Consider the following 19,728-nt stretch of genomic DNA (forward strand, 5'->3'; position numbering starts at 1 on the left):
AAAGGGGAGATTTCGATGAAAAGGAATATTGCGGTGCTTCAAGGAGATGGCATCGGGAAAGAAGTAACAAGAGGCGCTGTAGAAATTCTCGAAGCCGTTGCCCAAAGATATGGTCACGATTTTGAATTTCAATATGGTGAAATTGGTGGCGGGGCAATCGATAACACAGGATCGCCCCTGCCGGATGAAACAGTAGAGATTTGTAAAAACAGCGATGCGGTATTATTAGGTGCCGTTGGGGGACCGAAGTGGGATAATCAACCTGCACACCTAAGACCGGAACGAGGATTATTAAAAATCCGAAAAGATTTGAATCTCTATGCTAACATTCGACCAATCAGCTATTATTCCAGCTTATCGGAATCTTCACCTCTTAAAAAGGAATTCATTGAAGATGTAGATTTTGTTATTGTCCGAGAACTAACGGGCGGCCTTTATTTCGGAAAGCCGAGTGAACGGGTAGAAAGAGAAGGAAAAGAAGCGGTTGTCGATACTCTTTTCTATCAAAAAATCGAAATGCAGCGCATCATTGAACTTGCGTTTAAATTAGCATCTGATCGAAAGAAAAAAGTAACATCTGTTGATAAAGCCAATGTGCTTGAATCCAGCCGGATGTGGCGTGAAACGGCTGAAGAAATTGCAAAGGATTATCCGGATGTAGAGCTTGAACATATGCTTGTGGATAATGCAGCCATGCAACTTATTAAAAATCCAAAACAATTTGATATTGTCGTAACAGAGAATATGTTTGGCGATATTTTAAGCGATGAAGCGTCTGTATTAACTGGTTCGCTTGGAATGCTTCCTTCCGCCTCAATATCTACTCAAGGGCCGAATTTATATGAACCAATTCATGGCTCTGCACCTGATATTGCAGGCAAAAATTTAGCTAATCCTATCGGAACTATTTTATCGGCGGCATCGATGCTGCGCTTATCCTTTGGCTTGGAAAATGAGGCAAATGCTGTTGAGCAAGCTGTGGAAACGGTACTCGATTATGGGTTAAGAACAGGTGATATTGCAAATGGGCAATCAAACATTACTTCTACTTCAGAAATGATTGCCGAAATAAAAGCGAATCTTTTAGACCAGGAAGCTATTTCCAACATCATGGGAGCTTATGCATAAACTTCTTTCACGGCCTAACATTAGGCCGTGTTTTTTAAAAAAATATAAAATTAATCGAGGTGGATACAGATGGGCAAGTCGATAATAGAAAAAATATGGGATCGGCATATTGTAAATGATGAGGAAAATAAACCGGATTTATTGTATATAGACCTTCAATATATTCATGAAGTAACCTCTCCTCAAGCATTTGAAGGATTGAGATTAAAAGGGCGTAAAGTTAGAAGACCGGATCGTACATTCGCGACAATGGATCATAATGTACCAACTGTTAATCGCTATTTCATCGAGGATGATATTGCAAGAAAACAGTTAGAAGCACTTGACCAAAACTGTAAGGAGTTTGGCATCCGCCTTGCTGATTTAGACAGTCCGGAACAAGGAATCGTTCACGTTATTGGTCCTGAATTAGGTCTTACACAGCCGGGGATGACGATTGTTTGTGGTGACAGTCATACCTCTACACATGGCGCATTCGGATCGATTGCGTTTGGCATAGGAACAAGTGAGGTCGAACACGTTTTGGCTACACAAACTCTATGGCAAACAAAACCAAAAACATTAAAGCTTGAGGTTAATGGAAAGCTTGGTCAAGGTGTGATGGCGAAAGATGTCATTTTATATGTGATTTCTAAATTCGGTGTCGATTTTGGTACTGGACATATCATTGAATACTGTGGCGAAGTATTCAGAGATATGTCAATGGAAGAAAGAATGACGGTATGTAATATGTCGATTGAAGGCGGAGCAAGAGCGGGGCTTGTGGCTCCTGATGAAACAACATTCTCTTATTTAAAAGGTCGTAAATATGTGCCAAAAGGAGTGGAATTCGAACAATATGTTCAGGATTGGAAGTCGCTTGCCAGTGATGAAGATGCGGTCTATGACCAGGAAATAACTCTTGATGGCAGCCTAATTTCGCCGATGGTCAGCTGGGGAACAAACCCAGGAATGGCGAGTGGAGTTGACGGTAATGTGCCGACCTTTGCTGAAGATATCATCGATTCAAAAGAACTGAATCGTGCTCTGGAGTATATGGGTCTTGAAGAAGGTATGCCAATAACGAATATTCCTGTTCAGCATGTATTCATTGGATCTTGTACAAATTCCCGCATTGAGGACTTGCGACAAGCAGCAGAAATGATAGATGGTCAGACTGTTCAAAAAGGTGTTCGAGCGATGGTCGTACCAGGTTCACAAAGTGTTAAAAGACAAGCGGAAGATGAAGGTTTGGATGAAATTTTCAAATCCGCAGGCTTTGAGTGGCGTGAATCAGGATGCAGCATGTGCTTAAGTATGAATCCGGATGCCGTTCCATCTGGTGAGCACTGTGCATCCACTAGTAATCGGAACTTTGAAGGACGTCAAGGTGCTGGAGCAAGGACTCACTTAGTTAGCCCGGCAATGGCTGCAGCAGCGGCCATTTATGGGAAATTTGTCGATATTAGAAACTTGAAAAAAGCTGAACAAGTTCATTAAGAATACGAATTAGCTGGAGGTGCAGAGAATGGAACCCATTACTATATATAAAGGAAGAGCCGCGGCACTTGACCGTAAAAATGTGGATACAGATCAAATCATTCCAAAGCAATTTTTAAAACGAATCGAGCGAAGTGGATTTGGTGAATTTTTATTCTATAACTGGCGTTTTGATGAGGATGGAAAGGAACGGCCCGATTTTGAATTAAATCAGCCTCATAATCAAAACACGTCCATTTTAATTGCAGGTGAAAATTTCGGTTGTGGTTCTTCACGTGAGCATGCTCCATGGTCGTTGAAAGATTACGGATTTGATATTGTCATCGCACCGTCTTTTGCTGATATTTTTAAAAGTAACTGCATGAAAAATGGGATGGTTCCTATTGCTTTAACGCAGGATGAAGTTAAGTATTTAATGGAGAGAGTGTCAGCGCCTGACTATGAGTTGACGATTGATCTGCCTAATCAAACATTGATAGATGGTCAAGGGTTTGAAGCAAGCTTTGAGATTCATCCATATTGGAAGGAAATGCTAGTCAAAGGCTGGGATGAAATTTCTATTACACTTCAATATGATGAAGAGATTTCTGCTTATGAACAACAAAAAAAGGTTGTTTCTAGTATTTAATTGAAGAACAAATCTCCCGTTCTTTCTTTCTTATTTGAAAGGGGCCGGGATTTTTTTTGTGAAGAAAAAAAGGTGGAAAGTGTTCATTCACCCTTATAATTTTTGTATTTCATACTATTACATGCTAAACTGTTTTTCAAAAAGCGACGGTGAGGCGGAAAACAGGATGGATAATAAGAACAACCAAAAGAAAGCTGAAGAGACCAAGATTATCTCCTTTCCAAATCTCGGTGAAAGGTTGATAGTAAAAGGGTTAGATGAGCTCGGGAACAGAAACTTTAGAGATGCTGCACTGCTCTTTAGCCAAGCTCGGGAGTTTGAGCCCGAAAATGATGAAGTCTGTATGGGACTAGTGGTCTCCCTGGTCGAACTTGAGTATTATGAGGAGTCAAAAGAGTTGTGCCAAGAGATGTTGAACAAAGGCATCGGTGATTATTTTCAACTCATCAATATCTATTTAATGGTGCTTTTACAATTAAGTGAGCATCAGGAAATGGTTACGACTATTGAAATGCTATTTGAAGAAAATCAAATACCATTTGATAAAGAGGAACATTTTGAAAAGATGCTTCAGTTCAGTAAAAGGGCTCTTGAAGATAAAAAAGAGGAAGCGGACAGGCAAAAACAACAGCTTGCAGAGGAATTAAAAGAGGATGAGCTGTTTGAAGGGAAAACGGATAATGAAATGTTCTTAGTTATTTCAAAACTGACGAATATAAATATTCGACCATTTATCCCTCAAATCGAACAATTTCTACAACAAGAACAAGGCCATCCGTTTTTTAAAACGATGCTCCTTAACATCCTTACCGACCAGGAATATAACGAAGAAGTGACACTTAAGAAATTCTCTAAAGCAAAGTCCGTAATTCCAAAAGAATTAGCAGGCTTGAAGGAGACGGAATTTTATAAGAAGGTTACCAGTCTTACAGAAGCGGAAATCAGTCAGAAAAACCCAAGCTTATTTGAAATGGTGCATAGTTTAATCGAGCGGCATTCCTTTCTATTATATCCGTTTGAACCGGAACCAGAAAGCCTGCCAGTATGGGCGGCTGCCTATCATGCATTAGCAGAAGAATACATGGCAGGAGAAAATATCAGCGGGAAGATAGCGGACATATACTTGGCTGATGAGGAAGCAGTTGAGGATATTCTATCCTATATTAAAGAAATCGAGGAAATTTCTTATCCCATTATTTAACCTATAGCTGTTGTAACAGATTAATCCTGTGGTATAATGTAGTGGTTGTAATGTATAATCGTCTAATTTTGACGATTTCCCAATAATTTTTTTGGGTATTTTTGAAGGATGACTTGTTAACACTTGCAAAGCATATTCATCCAATGCTTATTATTGAAGTATATAGATTTTTTGGAGGGAAACACATGTCTGTAAAATGGGAAAAACAAGAAGGTAATCAAGGCGTATTAACAATTGAAGTTGACGCTGCAAAAGTAAACGAAGGTTTAGACGCAGCTTTCAAAAAAGTAGTAAAACAAGTAAACGTACCTGGCTTCCGTAAAGGTAAAATGCCACGTCAAATGTTCGAAAAAAAATTCGGCGTAGAATCTCTTTATCAAGATGCTCTTGATATTATTCTTCCAGATGCTTATGCAAATGCTGTCGAAGAAGCTGGAATTCAGCCTGTAGATCGTCCAGAAATCGACATCGAGAAAATGGAAAAAGGCGAAAACTTAATTTTCACTGCAACTGTAACAGTTAAGCCTGAAGTTAAATTAGGAGATTACAAAGGTGTTGAAGTTGAAAAATTCAATACTGAAGTAACTGACGAAGATGTTGAAAATGAATTAAAAACTTTGCAAGAGCGTCAAGCTGAGCTTGTTGTTAAAGAAGAAGGACAAGCTGCTGAAGGCGATACAGTTGTTCTTGACTTCGAAGGATTCGTTGATGGTGAAGCATTTGAAGGTGGAGCTTCTGAAAACCATTCATTAGAAATCGGTTCTAACTCTTTCATTCCTGGTTTTGAAGAACAACTAGTTGGTCTTGAAACTGGCGCTGAAAAAGATATCGAAGTAACATTCCCAGAAGAATACCATGCTGCTGAACTTGCAGGTAAACCAGCTGTATTCAAAGTGAAAATTCACGAAATCAAAACAAAGCAACTTCCTGAGTTGGATGATGAGTTCGCGAAAGATGTTGACGACGAAGTTGAAACATTAGCTGAACTTAAAGAGAAAACAAAACATAAATTAGAGCATGACAAAAAACACGAAGAAGAAAACTTCGTACAAAACACTGTAATTGGTAAAGCTGTTGAAGGTGCAGAAATGGACGTTCCTGAAGCAATGATTTCAAACGAAGTAGACCGCATGATGAATGAGTTTTCTCAACGCATTCAATCACAAGGACTAAACTTGGATCTTTACTACCAATTCTCAGGTCAAGACGAAGAAGCTTTAAAAGCACAAATGAAAGAAGAAGCTGAAGGACAAGTTCGTACAAGCCTAACTCTTGAAGCAATTGCTGAAGCTGAAAAACTTGAAGCAACTGACGAAGATGTAGAAGCTGAACTTGGTCAAATGGCTGAAATGTACAAAATGGAAGTAGAAGCAATCAAACAAGCTCTTGGAAACTTAGATGGAATTAAAGGCGATCTTAAAATTAAGAAAGCAATTGACTTCTTGGTTGAAAACAGCAAAACAGTTGAAGCAAAATAATTTTAATAAGTAAGTAGATTTTAATATTTTCTTCAAAAAAACAAGGCGCGAGTAATCGTGCCTTGTTTTATACATATTGAGAATTTGTGGAAATTTAAAATTATCAGTTATTTCCTGATTGATTTTTTTTGGATTTCAGTGTAGATTAGTTCTAATACCGCATATACATATTTATACAACAAATCCTTATTTTAAAAATCAAAAGTTTTGGGCATACTGGTAAAGGGCAAATACATATTGATTGAATTATTGTACTTATTGAACAACTCGCAAGCGTGAGCATTATTGTTACTAAACTTCCAAGAAACATGATAAAATGCAAAACATACTAGGAGTTTTGGAATGCTTTAGTAGATGTGTGTCTTTTTTTATTAGGAATTAGATACCACTACTGTAATAGAGTTGGAAGAGTATTTAAAGGGGTGAATGTTCATGTTTAAATTTAATGATGAAAAAGGACAGTTAAAATGTTCTTTTTGCGGTAAAACACAAGAACAAGTCCGTAAACTGGTTGCTGGTCCAGGTGTATATATTTGTGACGAGTGTATCGAGCTTTGTACGGAAATCGTTGAAGAAGAGCTGGGTACTGATGAAGAAGTTGAATTCAGGGATGTACCTAAGCCAATGGAAATTCGTGAAATTCTTGACGAATATGTGATTGGACAAGAACAGGCGAAGAAATCTTTAGCTGTTGCTGTTTACAATCATTACAAACGTATCAATTCCAATAGCAAAGTCGACGATGTAGAGCTTTCTAAAAGTAACATCGCTTTAATCGGACCGACGGGAAGCGGGAAAACTCTTCTTGCGCAAACATTAGCACGTCTTCTGAATGTTCCTTTTGCTATTGCTGATGCAACTTCATTAACGGAAGCTGGATATGTAGGGGAAGATGTGGAAAACATCCTTCTTAAATTGATCCAAGCTGCTGATTATGATGTGGAAAAAGCGGAAAAAGGCATCATTTATATCGATGAAATTGATAAAGTTGCCCGTAAATCTGAAAACCCTTCTATTACACGAGATGTGTCTGGTGAAGGTGTGCAACAAGCGTTGCTAAAAATTCTTGAAGGAACGGTTGCTAGCGTACCGCCACAAGGGGGACGTAAACATCCTCATCAAGAGTTCATCCAAATCGACACTACCAATATTTTATTCATCTGCGGCGGTGCCTTTGATGGCATCGAACCAATCATCAAACGCCGTCTTGGTCAAAAAGTTATCGGTTTTGGCTCTGATGTGAAAAAGGATGATGTTGCAGAAAAAGAATTGCTTTCTAAAGTTCTTCCTGAAGACTTACTTCGTTTCGGATTGATTCCGGAATTCATCGGCCGTCTTCCAGTAATTGCTACTCTTGAGCAATTAGACGAAGCTGCATTGATTGAAATCCTGACAAAACCGAAAAATGCTCTTGTGAAACAATACCAAAAATTACTTGAGCTGGACGATGTTGAATTGGAATTCGAACCGGAAGCGCTAAGTGAAATTGCTAAAAAGGCAATAGAACGTAAAACAGGTGCACGTGGTCTGCGTTCTATTATTGAAGGCATCATTCTTGAAGTGATGTTTGATCTTCCTTCCCGTGACGATGTTGCAAAATGCGTAATCACAGGTAGTACGATTTCGAAAAATGAATCTCCAAAGCTAGTCCTTAAAGACGGTACAACCATCAAAGGACAAGAAAAGAAAACATCTGCTTAACTTAATAAAAACGTAAAGACTGTCAGTTCATGCTGGCAGTCTTTTTTTTGCTTTTTAGGATGTCATGATGGAAATTTGCTGATGTTTACGATTAAAACTCCAAAATTTACAACCTGAATTTCTTGGATAATTTCGACCTGCCCTAGGAGATACTAACAGAAATGACAAACTAGGCGAGTGCAGGAGGGAATACGATGAATTGGACAGGAATAGCGTTGTTTATCCAGCTGTTTTTTGGGATTGTAATTGGATTGTATTTTTTGAATTTATTGAAAGGTCAGCGGACGCAAAAAGTTTCTATTGACCGTGATTCACGAAAAGAAATGGATCAATTACGAAAGATGAGGTCGATTTCGTTAACAGAGCCATTGGCCGAAAAGGTTAGGCCATGTACGTTTAACGAAATTGTCGGTCAGGAAGATGGCATTAAATCCTTAAAGGCGGCCTTATGTGGGCCGAATCCTCAGCATGTGATTATTTACGGTCCCCCAGGAGTAGGGAAAACAGCAGCTGCTAGGCTTGTATTAGAAGAGGCGAAAAAAAATGGGAAATCTCCTTTTAAAAATTCGGCTGTGTTTGTTGAATTGGATGCGACTACAGCTAGATTCGATGAGCGGGGTATTGCCGACCCATTAATTGGGTCTGTGCATGATCCAATTTATCAGGGAGCTGGAGCAATGGGCCAGGCTGGTATTCCACAGCCAAAGCAGGGTGCTGTTAGCAATGCTCATGGAGGCGTATTGTTTATAGATGAAATAGGAGAGCTTCATCCAATACAGATGAATAAGCTGTTAAAAGTGTTGGAAGATCGTAAGGTGTTTCTCGAAAGTGCCTATTATCAAGAAGAAAATCAAAATATTCCTACTCACATTCATGATATTTTTAAAAATGGACTCCCGGCTGACTTTCGCTTGATTGGAGCCACAACCAGGACGCCAAATGAAATTGCACCTGCGATTCGCTCGAGATGTATTGAAGTGTTTTTCCGTGAACTTGACCGGGAAGAAATCATTACAGTTGCTAAAAATGCCTCCGATAAAGTAGGAATCACGATTAGTAAAAAAGGATTACAATCGATTTCGGATTATGCCCGAAATGGTAGAGAAGCTGTTAATATGATTCAGACTCTCGCGGGTATTTCGATTAATGAAAACCGATCATTTATAAGGGAAGAAGATATTGATTGGATGGCTCATAGCAGTCAACTGACACCGCGAATGGATCGGAAAATTGAATCTAATTCAAAAATAGGCCTCGTTAACGGTCTTGCCGTCTATGGGCCCAACAGCGGGGCATTGCTAGAAATTGAGGTAACGGTTATGGCGGCCTCTAATGAAACCGGTTCGATAAATATAACCGGTATTGTTGAAGAAGAAAGCATCGGCGGGGGGAATGGGAAATCAATCCGCCGCAAGAGCATGGCAAAAGGTTCAATTGAAAATGTAATCACGGTTTTACGTTCGATGGGAGTGCCGGCCGACCAATTTGATATCCATGTAAACTTTCCTGGTGGAAGTCCTGTAGATGGCCCTTCAGCGGGAATTGCAATGGCTACAGGTATATACTCGGCAATCTATAAAATCCCTGTTGATCACACACTAGCGATGACTGGAGAAATCAGCATTCATGGCGGCGTTAAACCGATTGGCGGAGTTATTCCGAAAATCAAGGCTGCAAAACTGGCTGGAGCAAAGACAGTAATCATTCCAGCAGAAAACATGCAGCCATTGCTCCAAGAAATCAAGGATATTGAGATCATTCCCGTTTCGAATGTGAAAGAAGTATTTGACCGGGCACTGAAAAAAGAGTTGATGTCGGAACAAATTCTCACATCCTTGGACCTATCGAAAAAAGAAAGTGTATAAAAGAAATGCCCCGGTTTGATCAGACCGGGGCATTTTAAGGACCATAACAATTTCACGAAATAAACCTAACAGAAAAATAATAGCTTATTCATACGTGCTTTTTTATCTAATATTGGAGATAATAAAAGCAGTAGAAACGTGTTAAGGTAAACAAATAGACACTTCTATATAAATAGGATAGAATTGTTAAAAGGTTGAGAACATGGGTAAATAGTTTACAACGACGATACTAATTAGATGGAGGTGTCAGGAAATGACTGATAAAGAAATCATCGTCCCCCTCCTGCCGCTTAGAGGACTGCTTGTATATCCAACGATGGTACTTCATTTAGATGTAGGCCGAGATAAATCGGTACAAGCCCTTGAGAAAGCAATGGTGGAAGACCATCTTATATTTTTGACGACACAGCAAGATGTTTCGTTGGACGAACCAGGTGAAGAAGATTTATTTACAATGGGGACTTTAACAAAGGTAAAACAGATGTTGAAGCTTCCAAACGGTACAATCCGAGTGTTGGTGGAAGGATTAAACCGAGCAGAGGTCATCGAATTTTACGATTATGAGACACATTATGGTGCCAAGATTAAAATATATGAAGACAGCGATGAAAAAGATGCGGAACATCAAGCATTAATGCGTACTTTGCTGGATTATTTTGAACAATACATAAAGATGTCCAAGAAAATAACCGGTGAAACCTTTTCAGCTACTTCCGATATTGAAGAGCCGGGAAGACTAGCTGATATAATTGCTTCGCATTTGCCTTTGAAATTGAAGGAAAAGCAAGAAGTACTTGAGACTATTGATATGAAAAAACGTTTAAGCCGTGTTATTGAGATCATTAATAACGAGAAAGAAGTTCTTTTTCTTGAGAAAAAGATCGGTCAGCGTGTTAAACGTTCCATGGAGCGGACGCAAAAAGAATATTATTTGCGTGAACAGATGAAAGCGATTCAAAAGGAATTGGGAGATAAAGAAGGCAAAACAGGTGAAATTACCGTTCTTACTGAAAAGATAGAAGAAGCGGATATGCCGGAGCATATTAAAGAAACAGCATTAAAGGAATTGGACCGTTATGAAAAGGTTCCGTCAAGCTCAGCTGAAAGTTCCGTCATCCGCAACTATATTGATTGGTTAATCTCGCTTCCTTGGTCTAAAGCTTCGAAAGACGACTTGAATATTCATAAAGCTGAAAAAATTCTAAACCGTGACCATTATGGGTTGGAAAAGGTAAAAGAGCGGGTACTTGAGTATTTAGCTGTTCAGCAATTGACCAATTCATTGAAGGGACCAATCCTTTGCTTAGTGGGCCCTCCTGGGGTTGGGAAAACAAGCTTGGCTAAATCAATCGCTGCATCCCTGAACCGGAATTTCGTTCGGGTTTCCTTAGGTGGAGTGCGTGATGAATCAGAAATCCGTGGGCACCGCCGTACCTATGTAGGGGCAATGCCAGGCCGGATCATCCAGGGTATGAAAAAAGCTGGAACGATTAATCCTGTCTTTTTACTGGATGAAGTGGATAAGATGTCAAATGACTTTAGGGGAGATCCATCTGCAGCGATGCTTGAAGTGCTCGATCCGGAGCAAAATCATAATTTCAGTGACCATTATATAGAGGAAACCTATGACCTTTCCAAAGTTATGTTCATTGCAACTGCGAATAATTTGGGCACAATTCCGGGGCCGCTTCGTGATCGTATGGAAATCATTTCGATTGCGGGTTATACTGAAATAGAGAAACTTCATATTGCCAAGGATCATTTACTGCCTAGACAGTTAGAAAACCATGGTTTATTGAAGACCCAACTGCAAATTCGTGAGGAAGCCCTTACTAAAATCATCCGTTATTATACCCGGGAGGCTGGTGTCCGGAGTCTGGAACGACAGCTTGCAAGCATCTGTCGAAAGACTGCGAAAATCATCGTATCCGGAGATAAAAAACGGGTTGTCATTTCTGAAAAGAATGTCGAGGAGTTTTTAGGGAAAACGATGTTCCATTATGGACAAGCGGAAGTCGAGAACCAAGTCGGTGTCGCTAATGGATTAGCTTACACGTCGGTAGGTGGCGATACGCTACAAATCGAGGTTTCTTTATCACCAGGTAAAGGCAAGCTTATTTTGACAGGAAAACTTGGCGATGTAATGAAAGAATCGGCTCAGGCTGCTTTTAGTTACGTCCGTTCGAAAACCGAGAAACTTCATATTGATACGAACTTCCATGAAAAATATGATATTCATATTCATGTTCCTGAAGGTGCTGTCCCTAAGGATGGTCCTTCCGCAGGCATCACGATTGCAACAGCGTTAATATCGGCCCTTACTAATAGGCCGATCAGAAAAGAGGTAGGCATGACAGGCGAAATTACATTACGCGGACGAGTTCTTCCAATCGGCGGCCTTAAAGAAAAATCTTTAGCGGCTCACCGGGCAGGACTTACGAAAATCATCATCCCGCAAAATAACGAAAAGGATATTGATGATATCCCGGAAAGTGTCCGTAAAGAATTAACATTTGTTCCAGTTTCACACGTTGATGAAGTCCTTGAGCATGCATTGGTAGGTGTGAACGAATGAAAGTAACAAGTTCAGATATTGTCATAAGTGCTGTAAAGCCTGAACAATATCCAAACACTCCAATCCCGGAGTTTGCCTTAGCGGGCCGTTCCAATGTAGGGAAATCGAGTTTTATTAACAAAATGATTAATCGAAAAAATTTGGCGCGTACTTCCTCTAAACCAGGTAAGACGCAGACGTTGAATTTTTACATCATAAATGAAGCACTTCATTTTGTGGATGTACCGGGTTATGGCTATGCAAAGGTTTCTAAAACTGAGCGTGATGCATGGGGGAGAATGATCGAAACGTATTTCACCTCCCGTGACCAGCTTCGTGCTGCGCTCTTAATCGTCGATTTGCGTCATCCACCGACTAAGGATGATATCGCAATGTATGAATTCCTAAAGCATTATGACCTGCCACGGATTGTTATCGCCACAAAAGCGGATAAAATTCCAAAAGGCAAATGGCAGAAGCACTTAAAAGTGACACGCCAAACGCTTAATATGGAAAGGGAAGATGAATTGCTTCTTTTCTCAGGAGAAACAGGCGAAGGAAAAGAACAGGCCTGGGGCGTTCTTAAGAAATATATGTAACAAAAAGAAAAGGGTATTCCGTATATGGAAATACCCTTTTCTGCATGAAATTCGCCTTAGTTTTTTAAAGCTTTATTTTTTTCGGATTAATATGTAAACCCCAATTCCCATCAACACAAACGGCCAAAACTTTTCAATATTTGCCGTACTTGTTTCGAGGATGCCGAAAGAAGTAGAGATTTTATCATAAAATAAAATAAGGATTGAGATGATAAATAATATCATCCCATGTAACATTCCAGAATTTGTTTTGCGGGCACGGAGAATAAATCCTAGAGATATGATTAAAATAAAGATACCTATATTATCCGGCCAAATATCTAGGTTCTCAACGATATGGAAATGAGCGCCGAACCCGAGCAAAATGACGCCGGGAAGGATTGAATCAAATTCATTACCGCTATAAGCCTGTATTAAGAAGGCGATACCAACGATACATAATAAGGTGGGCCAGCTAAAAAAGCCTGGAAAGATTTCTATTTGTGAATGTTCAAGAAAAAAATAGAGTCCGAAACCGATTAAAACGATTCCAGGGAAAATACGATGCGTTTTCATTTTATCCTCCTATCCAATTCGATTACTTGAAGTTTTTGGGCATTTTTGATATGGTACTTTTGTACACAATGTCGAAGTATGTATATAAATTACAAATCACCGCTCTAATACCTTTTGTAGCTATTCAGGTGTTTTGGCAGTCTTAATGGTAGCATACGTTTTCATAAACTGTTCATATTATTTGCGTGAATCAATTTTAGTACATGGTATAATAAATTTACATGAAAAATTTTGGGGGTGCAAAAAAAAGGATGCATATTCTAGCGGTTGGTATTAATTACAAAACTGCCCCTGTAGAAATTCGGGAAAAACTGTCGTTTAACGAAGCCGAACTTGCCGAGGCAATGAAAGCTCTTAAAAATAAAAAAAGCATCTTGGAAAATGTTATTATTTCAACATGTAATAGAACGGAAATATTTGCGGTCGGTGACCAACTTCATACAACCCGATATTATATCAAGGAATTTCTTTCAGAATGGTTTAACATCGATAAGGAAGAATTCTCTAAATATCTGTTTATCTATGAAGGCGATGGAGCAGTCGAGCATTTATTTTCAGTTACTTGCGGCTTGAATTCCATGATTCTTGGAGAAACACAGATTTTGGGACAAGTTCGCTCAAGCTATATGTTAGGTCAGAAAGAAGATACGCTTGGTACGGTTTTTAACCATCTCTTCAAGCAATCCCTTACATTAGCAAAAAAGGCTCATTCAGAAACGGAAATTAATACGAATGCAGTTTCTGTTAGCTATGCGGCAGTCGAGCTTGCAAAAAAAATCTTCGGTGGACTAAACGGCAAGAATGTCTTGATTCTTGGTGCAGGAAAAATGGGAGAACTGGCTATTCAAAATCTGCACAGTAACGGTGCAGATAGTATTACGGTTATCAACCGTACGTATCAGAAAGCAGTCGACTTGGCTGAAAGATTTAATGGTAAAGCAAAACAGCTTCAAGAGTTGCAATGTGCCTTAGTGGAAGCGGATATTTTAATTACTTCCACTGGTTCAAAAAATCTTCTCGTAACAAAAGAAATGATGACGTTCGTGAACAAGCTTCGCAAAGGTCGTCCTATTTTCATGGTCGACATCGCAGTACCGCGTGACCTTGATCCAAAATTAGCTGAGCTGGAGAATGTCTTCTTGTATGACATTGATGATCTTGAGGGAATAGTGCAAGCGAATATTGAGGAGCGTAAAAAAGCAGCGGAGAAAATCGAATTAATGATTGAATCAGAAATTGTTGATTTTAATCAGTGGATTAATTTGCTTGGCGTAGTTCCTGTTATTTCCTCTTTACGTGAAAAATCACTGTCGATTCAAAAGGAAACGATGGAAAGCATTGAGAGAAAACTTCCACACTTAAGCGAACGCGACAAAAAAGTTCTGAACAAGCATACGAAGAGCATTATCAACCAAATGCTGAAAGATCCGATTTTATATGCCAAAGAACTTGCAGATGAGCCGAATGCAAAAGAGCAATTAAATAATTTCGTGAAGATCTTTCATTTAGAGGAATTGATTGAAGAACAGTTGGTAGTGGATGACGAAAATGAACGGAACAGCGCCAAGACATCCCTATTAAATCCAGTTCCTGTCCAGTAATGAGGTAGATATGGAATTACTAATGACAAGATTACATGAAGCCACTGTATTGTTGTATGCCATCAGTATGCTTTTATATTTTATTGACTTCCTTAATAATAACCAGAAGGCGAATAAAGTTGCCTTCTGGTTGCTTTCTATTGTTTGGGTGCTGCAAACAATTTTTTTGTTTCTATATGTAATTAAAACGGGAAGGTTTCCAGTATTGACGATTTTTGAAGGCTTATATTTTTATGCATGGGTCCTCATTTCGTTATCATTAATTATTAATCGATTGCTTAGAGTCGATTTTACGGTCTTCTTTACCAATGTATTAGGCTTTATGGTTATGGCTATTCATACCTTTGCACCAGTTCAGATAGAATCAGAAGTGCTCGCACAGCAGCTCGTTTCAGAGCTTTTGCTCATACATATTACTTTTGCCATTCTATCTTATGGGGCTTTTACACTTTCTTTCGTATTTTCCCTACTCTACTTAATTCAATATGATTTATTGAAACGAAAAAAATGGGGGAAACGGCTGCTTCGTCTCGGAGATTTAACAAAACTTGAGCATATGTCATATGTCCTTGCAGTAATCGGAGTCCCATTATTAGTGGTCTCCCTTATCTTGGGAATTCAATGGGCCTATATAAAAGTACCTGGAGTATCCTGGCTGGATATGAAAATTATCGGCTCATTTATTTTGCTCATCGGTTACAGCGTGTTTTTATACTTGAAAATTCGGAAACAAATGTATGGAAGGACACTAGCCTTTCTGAATATTGGATCTTTCATGATTGTGTTAATTAACTTTTTCCTTTTTGGAAGCCTTTCAACATTCCACTTTTGGAATACATAGGAGGAAATTATGAGAAAAATTATTGTCGGTTCTAGACGTAGTAAATTAGCGATTACCCAAACGAACTGGGTTATTAATCAACTTAAAGAGCTTGGTGTTCCATACGAGTTCGAGGTGAAGGAAATTGTCACAAAAGGGGATCAAATCCTCGATGTAACGCTTTCTAAAGTAGGAGGCAAAGGCTTATTTGTAAAAGAAATCGAACAAGCTATGCTTGATAAAGAAATCGATATGGCTGTACATAGTATGAAAGATATGCCGGCGGTACTTCCAGAAGGCTTGACGATTGGCTGCATTCCACCGAGAGAAGACCACCGAGATGCCTTGATTTCAAAAAACCATGAAACTCTATCTGAACTGAAGCCAGGTTCTATCATTGGGACAAGCAGTTTACGCCGTGGTGCTCAAATCCTAGCAAGAAGACCAGACCTTGAAATTAAGTGGATTCGCGGTAATATCGATACCCGCCTGAATAAGCTGAAAACTGAAGATTACGATGCTATTATTTTAGCTGCAGCCGGACTTTCAAGAATGGGATGGAAGCAGGACGTCGTAACAGAATTTTTAGATGAAGATATTTGTATACCAGCAGTTGGCCAAGGAGCACTTTCTATTGAATGCCGTGCTGACGATCAAGATTTACTGGCTGAGCTTGCGAAATTCACCTGTGAAAAAACGAAAAGAACAGTTGAAGCAGAACGTGCATTTTTAGATAAAATGGAAGGCGGCTGTCAGGTGCCGATTGCCGGCTTCGCGGTAGCAAAAGACAATGGAGATATTTCATTAACTGCATTGGTCGCTTCTCCGGATGGTAAATTGATTTATAAAGAAATGGTTGAAGGGTCTGACCCAGAAGCAGTTGGACATAATGCTGCTAAACTTATTAGTGAATTTGGCGGTAAAGAGTTAATCGATCGTGTAAAAGAGGAGCTTGATCAGTAATGAAGCCCTTTCAACCTCTCAAAGATTATCAGGTGTTAATCACCAGAGGGAAAAGACAGGCTGATGGATTAAAAGCTTCGATTGAAAAAAATGGTGGAACTCCGCTTCTCGTTCCTTTGCTTGAGTTCACTCTTCCTGATCATCGGGAAGAAGTGCAGCTGCGGTTAGAAGAATTAGATAGCTACGACTGGATTATTTTAACTAGTCAAAATGGGGTTGAATTCCTCTTTACACTTCTCGGAAAAAAGCCTGTTAGGCTTCCAAAAATAGCTGTTATCGGTTCAAAAACAGAAGAAGCACTGAAGCGCCATGGATATGTGGCGGATTTTATTCCATCTCAGTTTGTTGCTGAAGGTTTTGTTTCGGAGTTCATTTCACTACTTCAACCTGGATCCCGCGTTTTGCTGGCAAAAGGAAATCTCGCGCGCACGGTCATTGCGGATGAGATTAATAAAACTGGTGCCTCCTGTGATGAAGTGATTGTTTATCATACCGTACTTCCTGATGAGAGTGAAAGAAAACTTGTTCAACTGATAGTGAGTCGAAAAATTGATATCATAACCTTTACAAGCTCTTCAACGGTAGAGCACTTCTTACAGATTATAGACCGCAATAAATTGGGTACATACATAGAAAGCATTATCATTGCTTGCATCGGACCAATTGCTGCTAAAACGGCTTCTAAACATGGTTTAACTGTCGATGTGTGTCCAGATGTTTATACAACAGAAGCAATGGTTGAGGAATTAATACGATTCATTGTAAAAAAGAATAATAAGGGAGGAACTTTAAAATGAAAGACATTCCATTCAATCGCCACCGTCGCCTGCGTGCAAGTGCTGGCATGCGAGCTCTAGTCCGTGAAACACAATTGCATAAAGAGGATTTAATCTATCCGATTTTCGTCATTGACGGAGAAAACGTAAAAAATGAAATTAGCTCGATGCCCGGTATTTATCAGCTTTCTATGGATAATCTGGGAGCAGAAATGGATGAAGTCGTGAGTCTAGGCATTAAATCAGTCATTTTATTTGGTGTCCCTTTTGATCATGATAAAGACGAACATGGCACAGGTGCTTTTCATCATAACGGTCTTGTACAAGAGGCGACCCGTCTTATCAAAAAACAATACCCGGAAATCATTGTCATTGCTGATACATGTCTTTGTGAGTATACAAGCCATGGCCATTGTGGAGTCGTTGAGGGAGACAAGATTTTAAACGATGCTTCTCTTAACCTTCTTGCAAAAACAGCTATTAGCCAGGCCGAAGCGGGCGCTGATATCATTGCACCTTCTAACATGATGGACGGATTTGTTGCGGCCATTCGTGCAGGTTTGGATGAAGCGGGTTATGAAGATATCCCAATCATGTCCTATGCTGTAAAATACGCTTCAGCCTTTTACGGCCCATTCCGTGAAGCTGCGAATGGCGCGCCACAATTTGGTGACAGGAAGACGTACCAAATGGATCCTGCGAATCGTCTTGAAGCGTTCCGTGAAGCGGAATCAGATGTTGCTGAAGGTGCGGATTTCTTAATCGTGAAACCAGCCCTTTCTTATATGGACATCATCAGAGATGTAAAAAATAACTTTAATCTTCCTGTTGTTTCATACAATGTGAGCGGAGAATATTCCATGGTAAAAGCTGCGGCCAATAATGGCTGGATTGATGAAAAAGCAATTGTAATGGAAATGCTGACAGGCTTAAAACGTGCAGGATCGGACCTAATCATTACGTATTTTTCAAAAGAGGTAGCACGCTGGATTGATGAAGATAATAAAAGATAAAAAAATATAACCTGTTAGAGAAAAGGGGACTGAATCATGCGGTCATATGAAAAATCGAAAAAAGCGTTTGCTGAAGCAAAAAATTTGATGCCGGGCGGCGTGAACAGCCCGGTCCGTGCCTTTAAATCTGTGGACATGGACCCCATTTTCATGGAGCGTGGCAAAGGCTCGAAAATGTATGATATCGATGGCAATGAATATATAGACTACGTTCTTTCCTGGGGACCGCTTATCCTGGGTCACACGAATGATCGTGTCGTTGAATCACTGAAAAAGGTAGCGGAATCAGGTACAAGCTTCGGAACCTCTACCGTGGTTGAAAATGAATTGGCTAAGCTCGTCATTGAACGGGTTCCTTCGATTGAGATGATTCGTATGGTCTCTTCAGGAACAGAAGCGACTATGAGTGCTTTAAGATTAGCACGAGGATATACTGGCCGTGATAAAATCCTGAAGTTTGAAGGTTCTTATCATGGACATGGTGATTCCTTGTTAATTAAGGCCGGATCTGGCGTTGCAACGTTAGGTCTACCAGATAGCCCGGGTGTACCAGAAGGCATTGCAAAAAATACAATTACAGTGCCATATAATGATCTTGCAGCAACAAAATATGCGTTTGAGCAATTTGGCGAAGACATCGCCTGTATCATCGTGGAGCCTGTTGCGGGGAACATGGGTGTCGTGCCACCACAACCTGGTTTCTTGGAAGGCCTGCGCGACTTGACGACCCAATACGGGGCTCTATTGATTTTTGATGAAGTTATGACAGGTTTCCGAGTCGGTTATAATTGTGCACAAGGCTATTTTGGCATTGAGCCGGACCTGACTTGTCTTGGTAAAGTTATTGGCGGAGGTTTACCGGTCGGAGCTTTCGGAGGTAAACGTAAAATCATGGAACAAATTGCACCGAGTGGAACAATCTATCAAGCAGGAACATTATCCGGAAACCCGCTTGCCATGACTGCCGGACTTGAAACGCTGAGCCAATTGACTCCAGAATCTTATGAAGAGTTTACCCGTAAAGGTGACATGCTCGAAAAAGGCATTGGAGAAGCTGCTAAAAAATATGGTGTTCCGCATACATTTAACCGTGCTGGTTCAATGATCGGACTTTTCTTTACGAATGAAGATGTAGTTAATTATGATACAGCAAAAACTTCTGATTTAGAGTTCTTTGCTTCCTATTATAGGGAAATGGCAAACCAAGGTATCTACTTGCCGCCGTCCCAGTTCGAAGGTTTATTCCTATCTACTGCACATAGTGATGAAGATATCGAAAAGACCATTGCAGCAACTGAACAAGCTTTTGCGAAATTAAAAAAATAATCTAAAGCTAATTGAAACACTAATAAAACTCTTAAAACAGG

At 39.8% G+C, this 19,728-nt stretch carries 16 protein-coding genes; 15 read left to right on the forward strand and 1 reads right to left on the reverse strand.

What is annotated here, in order from left to right; genetic code table 11:
* Positions 1 to 15 precede the first annotated feature (15 nt).
* From leuB to yihA, 9 genes are all read left to right on the forward strand, one after another.
* Positions 16 to 1,128 (forward strand): 3-isopropylmalate dehydrogenase, encoded by a 1,113-nt coding sequence (gene leuB, locus JFU24_RS23945; protein WP_053347187.1) that lies wholly within the window; start codon positions 16 to 18, stop codon positions 1,126 to 1,128.
* Between the two features lie 69 nt (positions 1,129 to 1,197).
* Positions 1,198 to 2,607: a 3-isopropylmalate dehydratase large subunit gene (gene leuC, locus JFU24_RS23950; RefSeq protein ID WP_201186064.1), complete on the forward strand. Its 1,410-nt coding sequence runs from the start codon at positions 1,198 to 1,200 to the stop codon at positions 2,605 to 2,607.
* Positions 2,608 to 2,635: 28 nt separating this feature from the next.
* Positions 2,636 to 3,235 (forward strand): 3-isopropylmalate dehydratase small subunit, encoded by a 600-nt coding sequence (gene leuD, locus JFU24_RS23955; protein WP_201186063.1) that lies wholly within the window; start codon positions 2,636 to 2,638, stop codon positions 3,233 to 3,235.
* Positions 3,236 to 3,401: 166 nt separating this feature from the next.
* Positions 3,402 to 4,436, forward strand: a complete 1,035-nt coding sequence (locus JFU24_RS23960) for a tetratricopeptide repeat protein (protein ID WP_056525606.1) — start codon at positions 3,402 to 3,404, stop codon at positions 4,434 to 4,436.
* A 185-nt stretch (positions 4,437 to 4,621) separates the two neighbouring features.
* Positions 4,622 to 5,914 (forward strand): trigger factor, encoded by a 1,293-nt coding sequence (gene tig, locus JFU24_RS23965; protein WP_201186062.1) that lies wholly within the window; start codon positions 4,622 to 4,624, stop codon positions 5,912 to 5,914.
* A 432-nt stretch (positions 5,915 to 6,346) separates the two neighbouring features.
* Positions 6,347 to 7,615, forward strand: a complete 1,269-nt coding sequence (gene clpX / locus JFU24_RS23970) for an ATP-dependent protease ATP-binding subunit ClpX (protein WP_053347182.1) — start codon at positions 6,347 to 6,349, stop codon at positions 7,613 to 7,615.
* 194 nt (positions 7,616 to 7,809) lie between these two features.
* A complete protein-coding gene (gene lonB, locus JFU24_RS23975) occupies positions 7,810 to 9,480 on the forward strand; it encodes an ATP-dependent protease LonB (protein WP_201250599.1) in 1,671 nt (556 codons plus the stop codon).
* Between the two features lie 253 nt (positions 9,481 to 9,733).
* Entirely contained in the window at positions 9,734 to 12,055 is a 2,322-nt protein-coding gene (lon, locus tag JFU24_RS23980) for an endopeptidase La (RefSeq protein WP_053347180.1), read from the forward strand.
* Positions 12,052 to 12,633: a ribosome biogenesis GTP-binding protein YihA/YsxC gene (gene yihA / locus JFU24_RS23985; RefSeq protein ID WP_053347179.1), complete on the forward strand. Its 582-nt coding sequence runs from the start codon at positions 12,052 to 12,054 to the stop codon at positions 12,631 to 12,633. The genes lon and yihA overlap by 4 nt, the downstream gene beginning before the upstream one ends.
* Before the next feature lie 72 nt (positions 12,634 to 12,705).
* Here yihA and JFU24_RS23990 read toward each other — a convergent pair whose 3' ends face one another.
* Positions 12,706 to 13,188 carry a LiaF transmembrane domain-containing protein gene (locus tag JFU24_RS23990; RefSeq protein ID WP_201250600.1) on the reverse strand — a complete coding sequence of 161 codons (483 nt, stop codon included), beginning with the start codon at positions 13,186 to 13,188 and terminating at the stop codon, positions 12,706 to 12,708.
* A gap of 251 nt (positions 13,189 to 13,439) precedes the next feature.
* Here JFU24_RS23990 and hemA point away from each other — a divergent pair, with 251 nt between their 5' ends.
* Genes hemA through hemL form a run of 6 tightly spaced genes read left to right on the forward strand, consistent with a single transcriptional unit; the run spans position 13,440 to position 19,687 of the window.
* On the forward strand, positions 13,440 to 14,789 hold the full coding sequence (gene hemA, locus JFU24_RS23995) for a glutamyl-tRNA reductase (protein WP_201186056.1): 1,350 nt from the start codon (positions 13,440 to 13,442) through the stop codon (positions 14,787 to 14,789).
* A 10-nt stretch (positions 14,790 to 14,799) separates the two neighbouring features.
* The gene (locus JFU24_RS24000; protein ID WP_201250601.1) at positions 14,800 to 15,630 is read left to right on the forward strand and encodes a cytochrome C assembly family protein; all 831 of its coding nucleotides are present in this window, start codon (positions 14,800 to 14,802) and stop codon (positions 15,628 to 15,630) included.
* Between the two features lie 9 nt (positions 15,631 to 15,639).
* Complete coding sequence (hemC, locus tag JFU24_RS24005; protein ID WP_053347175.1) at positions 15,640 to 16,572, forward strand: hydroxymethylbilane synthase; 933 nt, start codon at positions 15,640 to 15,642, stop codon at positions 16,570 to 16,572.
* Positions 16,572 to 17,369 carry a uroporphyrinogen-III synthase gene (locus JFU24_RS24010; protein WP_201223474.1) on the forward strand — a complete coding sequence of 266 codons (798 nt, stop codon included), beginning with the start codon at positions 16,572 to 16,574 and terminating at the stop codon, positions 17,367 to 17,369. Before hemC ends, JFU24_RS24010 begins: the two co-directional genes overlap by 1 nt.
* Positions 17,366 to 18,361, forward strand: a complete 996-nt coding sequence (gene hemB, locus JFU24_RS24015) for a porphobilinogen synthase (protein WP_053347173.1) — start codon at positions 17,366 to 17,368, stop codon at positions 18,359 to 18,361. The genes JFU24_RS24010 and hemB overlap by 4 nt, the downstream gene beginning before the upstream one ends.
* A 36-nt stretch (positions 18,362 to 18,397) precedes the next feature.
* The gene (gene hemL, locus JFU24_RS24020) at positions 18,398 to 19,687 is read left to right on the forward strand and encodes a glutamate-1-semialdehyde 2,1-aminomutase (RefSeq protein WP_056525582.1); all 1,290 of its coding nucleotides are present in this window, start codon (positions 18,398 to 18,400) and stop codon (positions 19,685 to 19,687) included.
* The last annotated feature ends 41 nt before the right edge of the window (positions 19,688 to 19,728 follow it).

It is taken from the genome of Peribacillus sp. TH27 (genome assembly GCF_016650915.1).
GTDB classification, from domain to species: domain Bacteria; phylum Bacillota; class Bacilli; order Bacillales; family DSM-1321; genus Peribacillus; species Peribacillus butanolivorans.

Excerpts from the sequence above, each read along its gene's own strand:
- leuB (WP_053347187.1), top strand. The coding sequence starts at position 16 with ATGAAAAGGAATATTGCGGTGCTTCAAGGAGATGGCATCGGGAAAGAA.
- leuC (WP_201186064.1), top strand. The coding sequence starts at position 1,198 with ATGGGCAAGTCGATAATAGAAAAAATATGGGATCGGCATATTGTAAAT.
- leuD (WP_201186063.1), top strand. The coding sequence starts at position 2,636 with ATGGAACCCATTACTATATATAAAGGAAGAGCCGCGGCACTTGACCGT.
- JFU24_RS23960 (WP_056525606.1), top strand. The coding sequence starts at position 3,402 with ATGGATAATAAGAACAACCAAAAGAAAGCTGAAGAGACCAAGATTATC.
- tig (WP_201186062.1), top strand. The coding sequence starts at position 4,622 with ATGTCTGTAAAATGGGAAAAACAAGAAGGTAATCAAGGCGTATTAACA.
- clpX (WP_053347182.1), top strand. The coding sequence starts at position 6,347 with ATGTTTAAATTTAATGATGAAAAAGGACAGTTAAAATGTTCTTTTTGC.
- lonB (WP_201250599.1), top strand. The coding sequence starts at position 7,810 with ATGAATTGGACAGGAATAGCGTTGTTTATCCAGCTGTTTTTTGGGATT.
- lon (WP_053347180.1), top strand. The coding sequence starts at position 9,734 with ATGACTGATAAAGAAATCATCGTCCCCCTCCTGCCGCTTAGAGGACTG.
- yihA (WP_053347179.1), top strand. The coding sequence starts at position 12,052 with ATGAAAGTAACAAGTTCAGATATTGTCATAAGTGCTGTAAAGCCTGAA.
- JFU24_RS23990 (WP_201250600.1), bottom strand. The coding sequence starts at position 13,188 with ATGAAAACGCATCGTATTTTCCCTGGAATCGTTTTAATCGGTTTCGGA.
- hemA (WP_201186056.1), top strand. The coding sequence starts at position 13,440 with ATGCATATTCTAGCGGTTGGTATTAATTACAAAACTGCCCCTGTAGAA.
- JFU24_RS24000 (WP_201250601.1), top strand. The coding sequence starts at position 14,800 with ATGGAATTACTAATGACAAGATTACATGAAGCCACTGTATTGTTGTAT.
- hemC (WP_053347175.1), top strand. The coding sequence starts at position 15,640 with ATGAGAAAAATTATTGTCGGTTCTAGACGTAGTAAATTAGCGATTACC.
- JFU24_RS24010 (WP_201223474.1), top strand. The coding sequence starts at position 16,572 with ATGAAGCCCTTTCAACCTCTCAAAGATTATCAGGTGTTAATCACCAGA.
- hemB (WP_053347173.1), top strand. The coding sequence starts at position 17,366 with ATGAAAGACATTCCATTCAATCGCCACCGTCGCCTGCGTGCAAGTGCT.
- hemL (WP_056525582.1), top strand. The coding sequence starts at position 18,398 with ATGCGGTCATATGAAAAATCGAAAAAAGCGTTTGCTGAAGCAAAAAAT.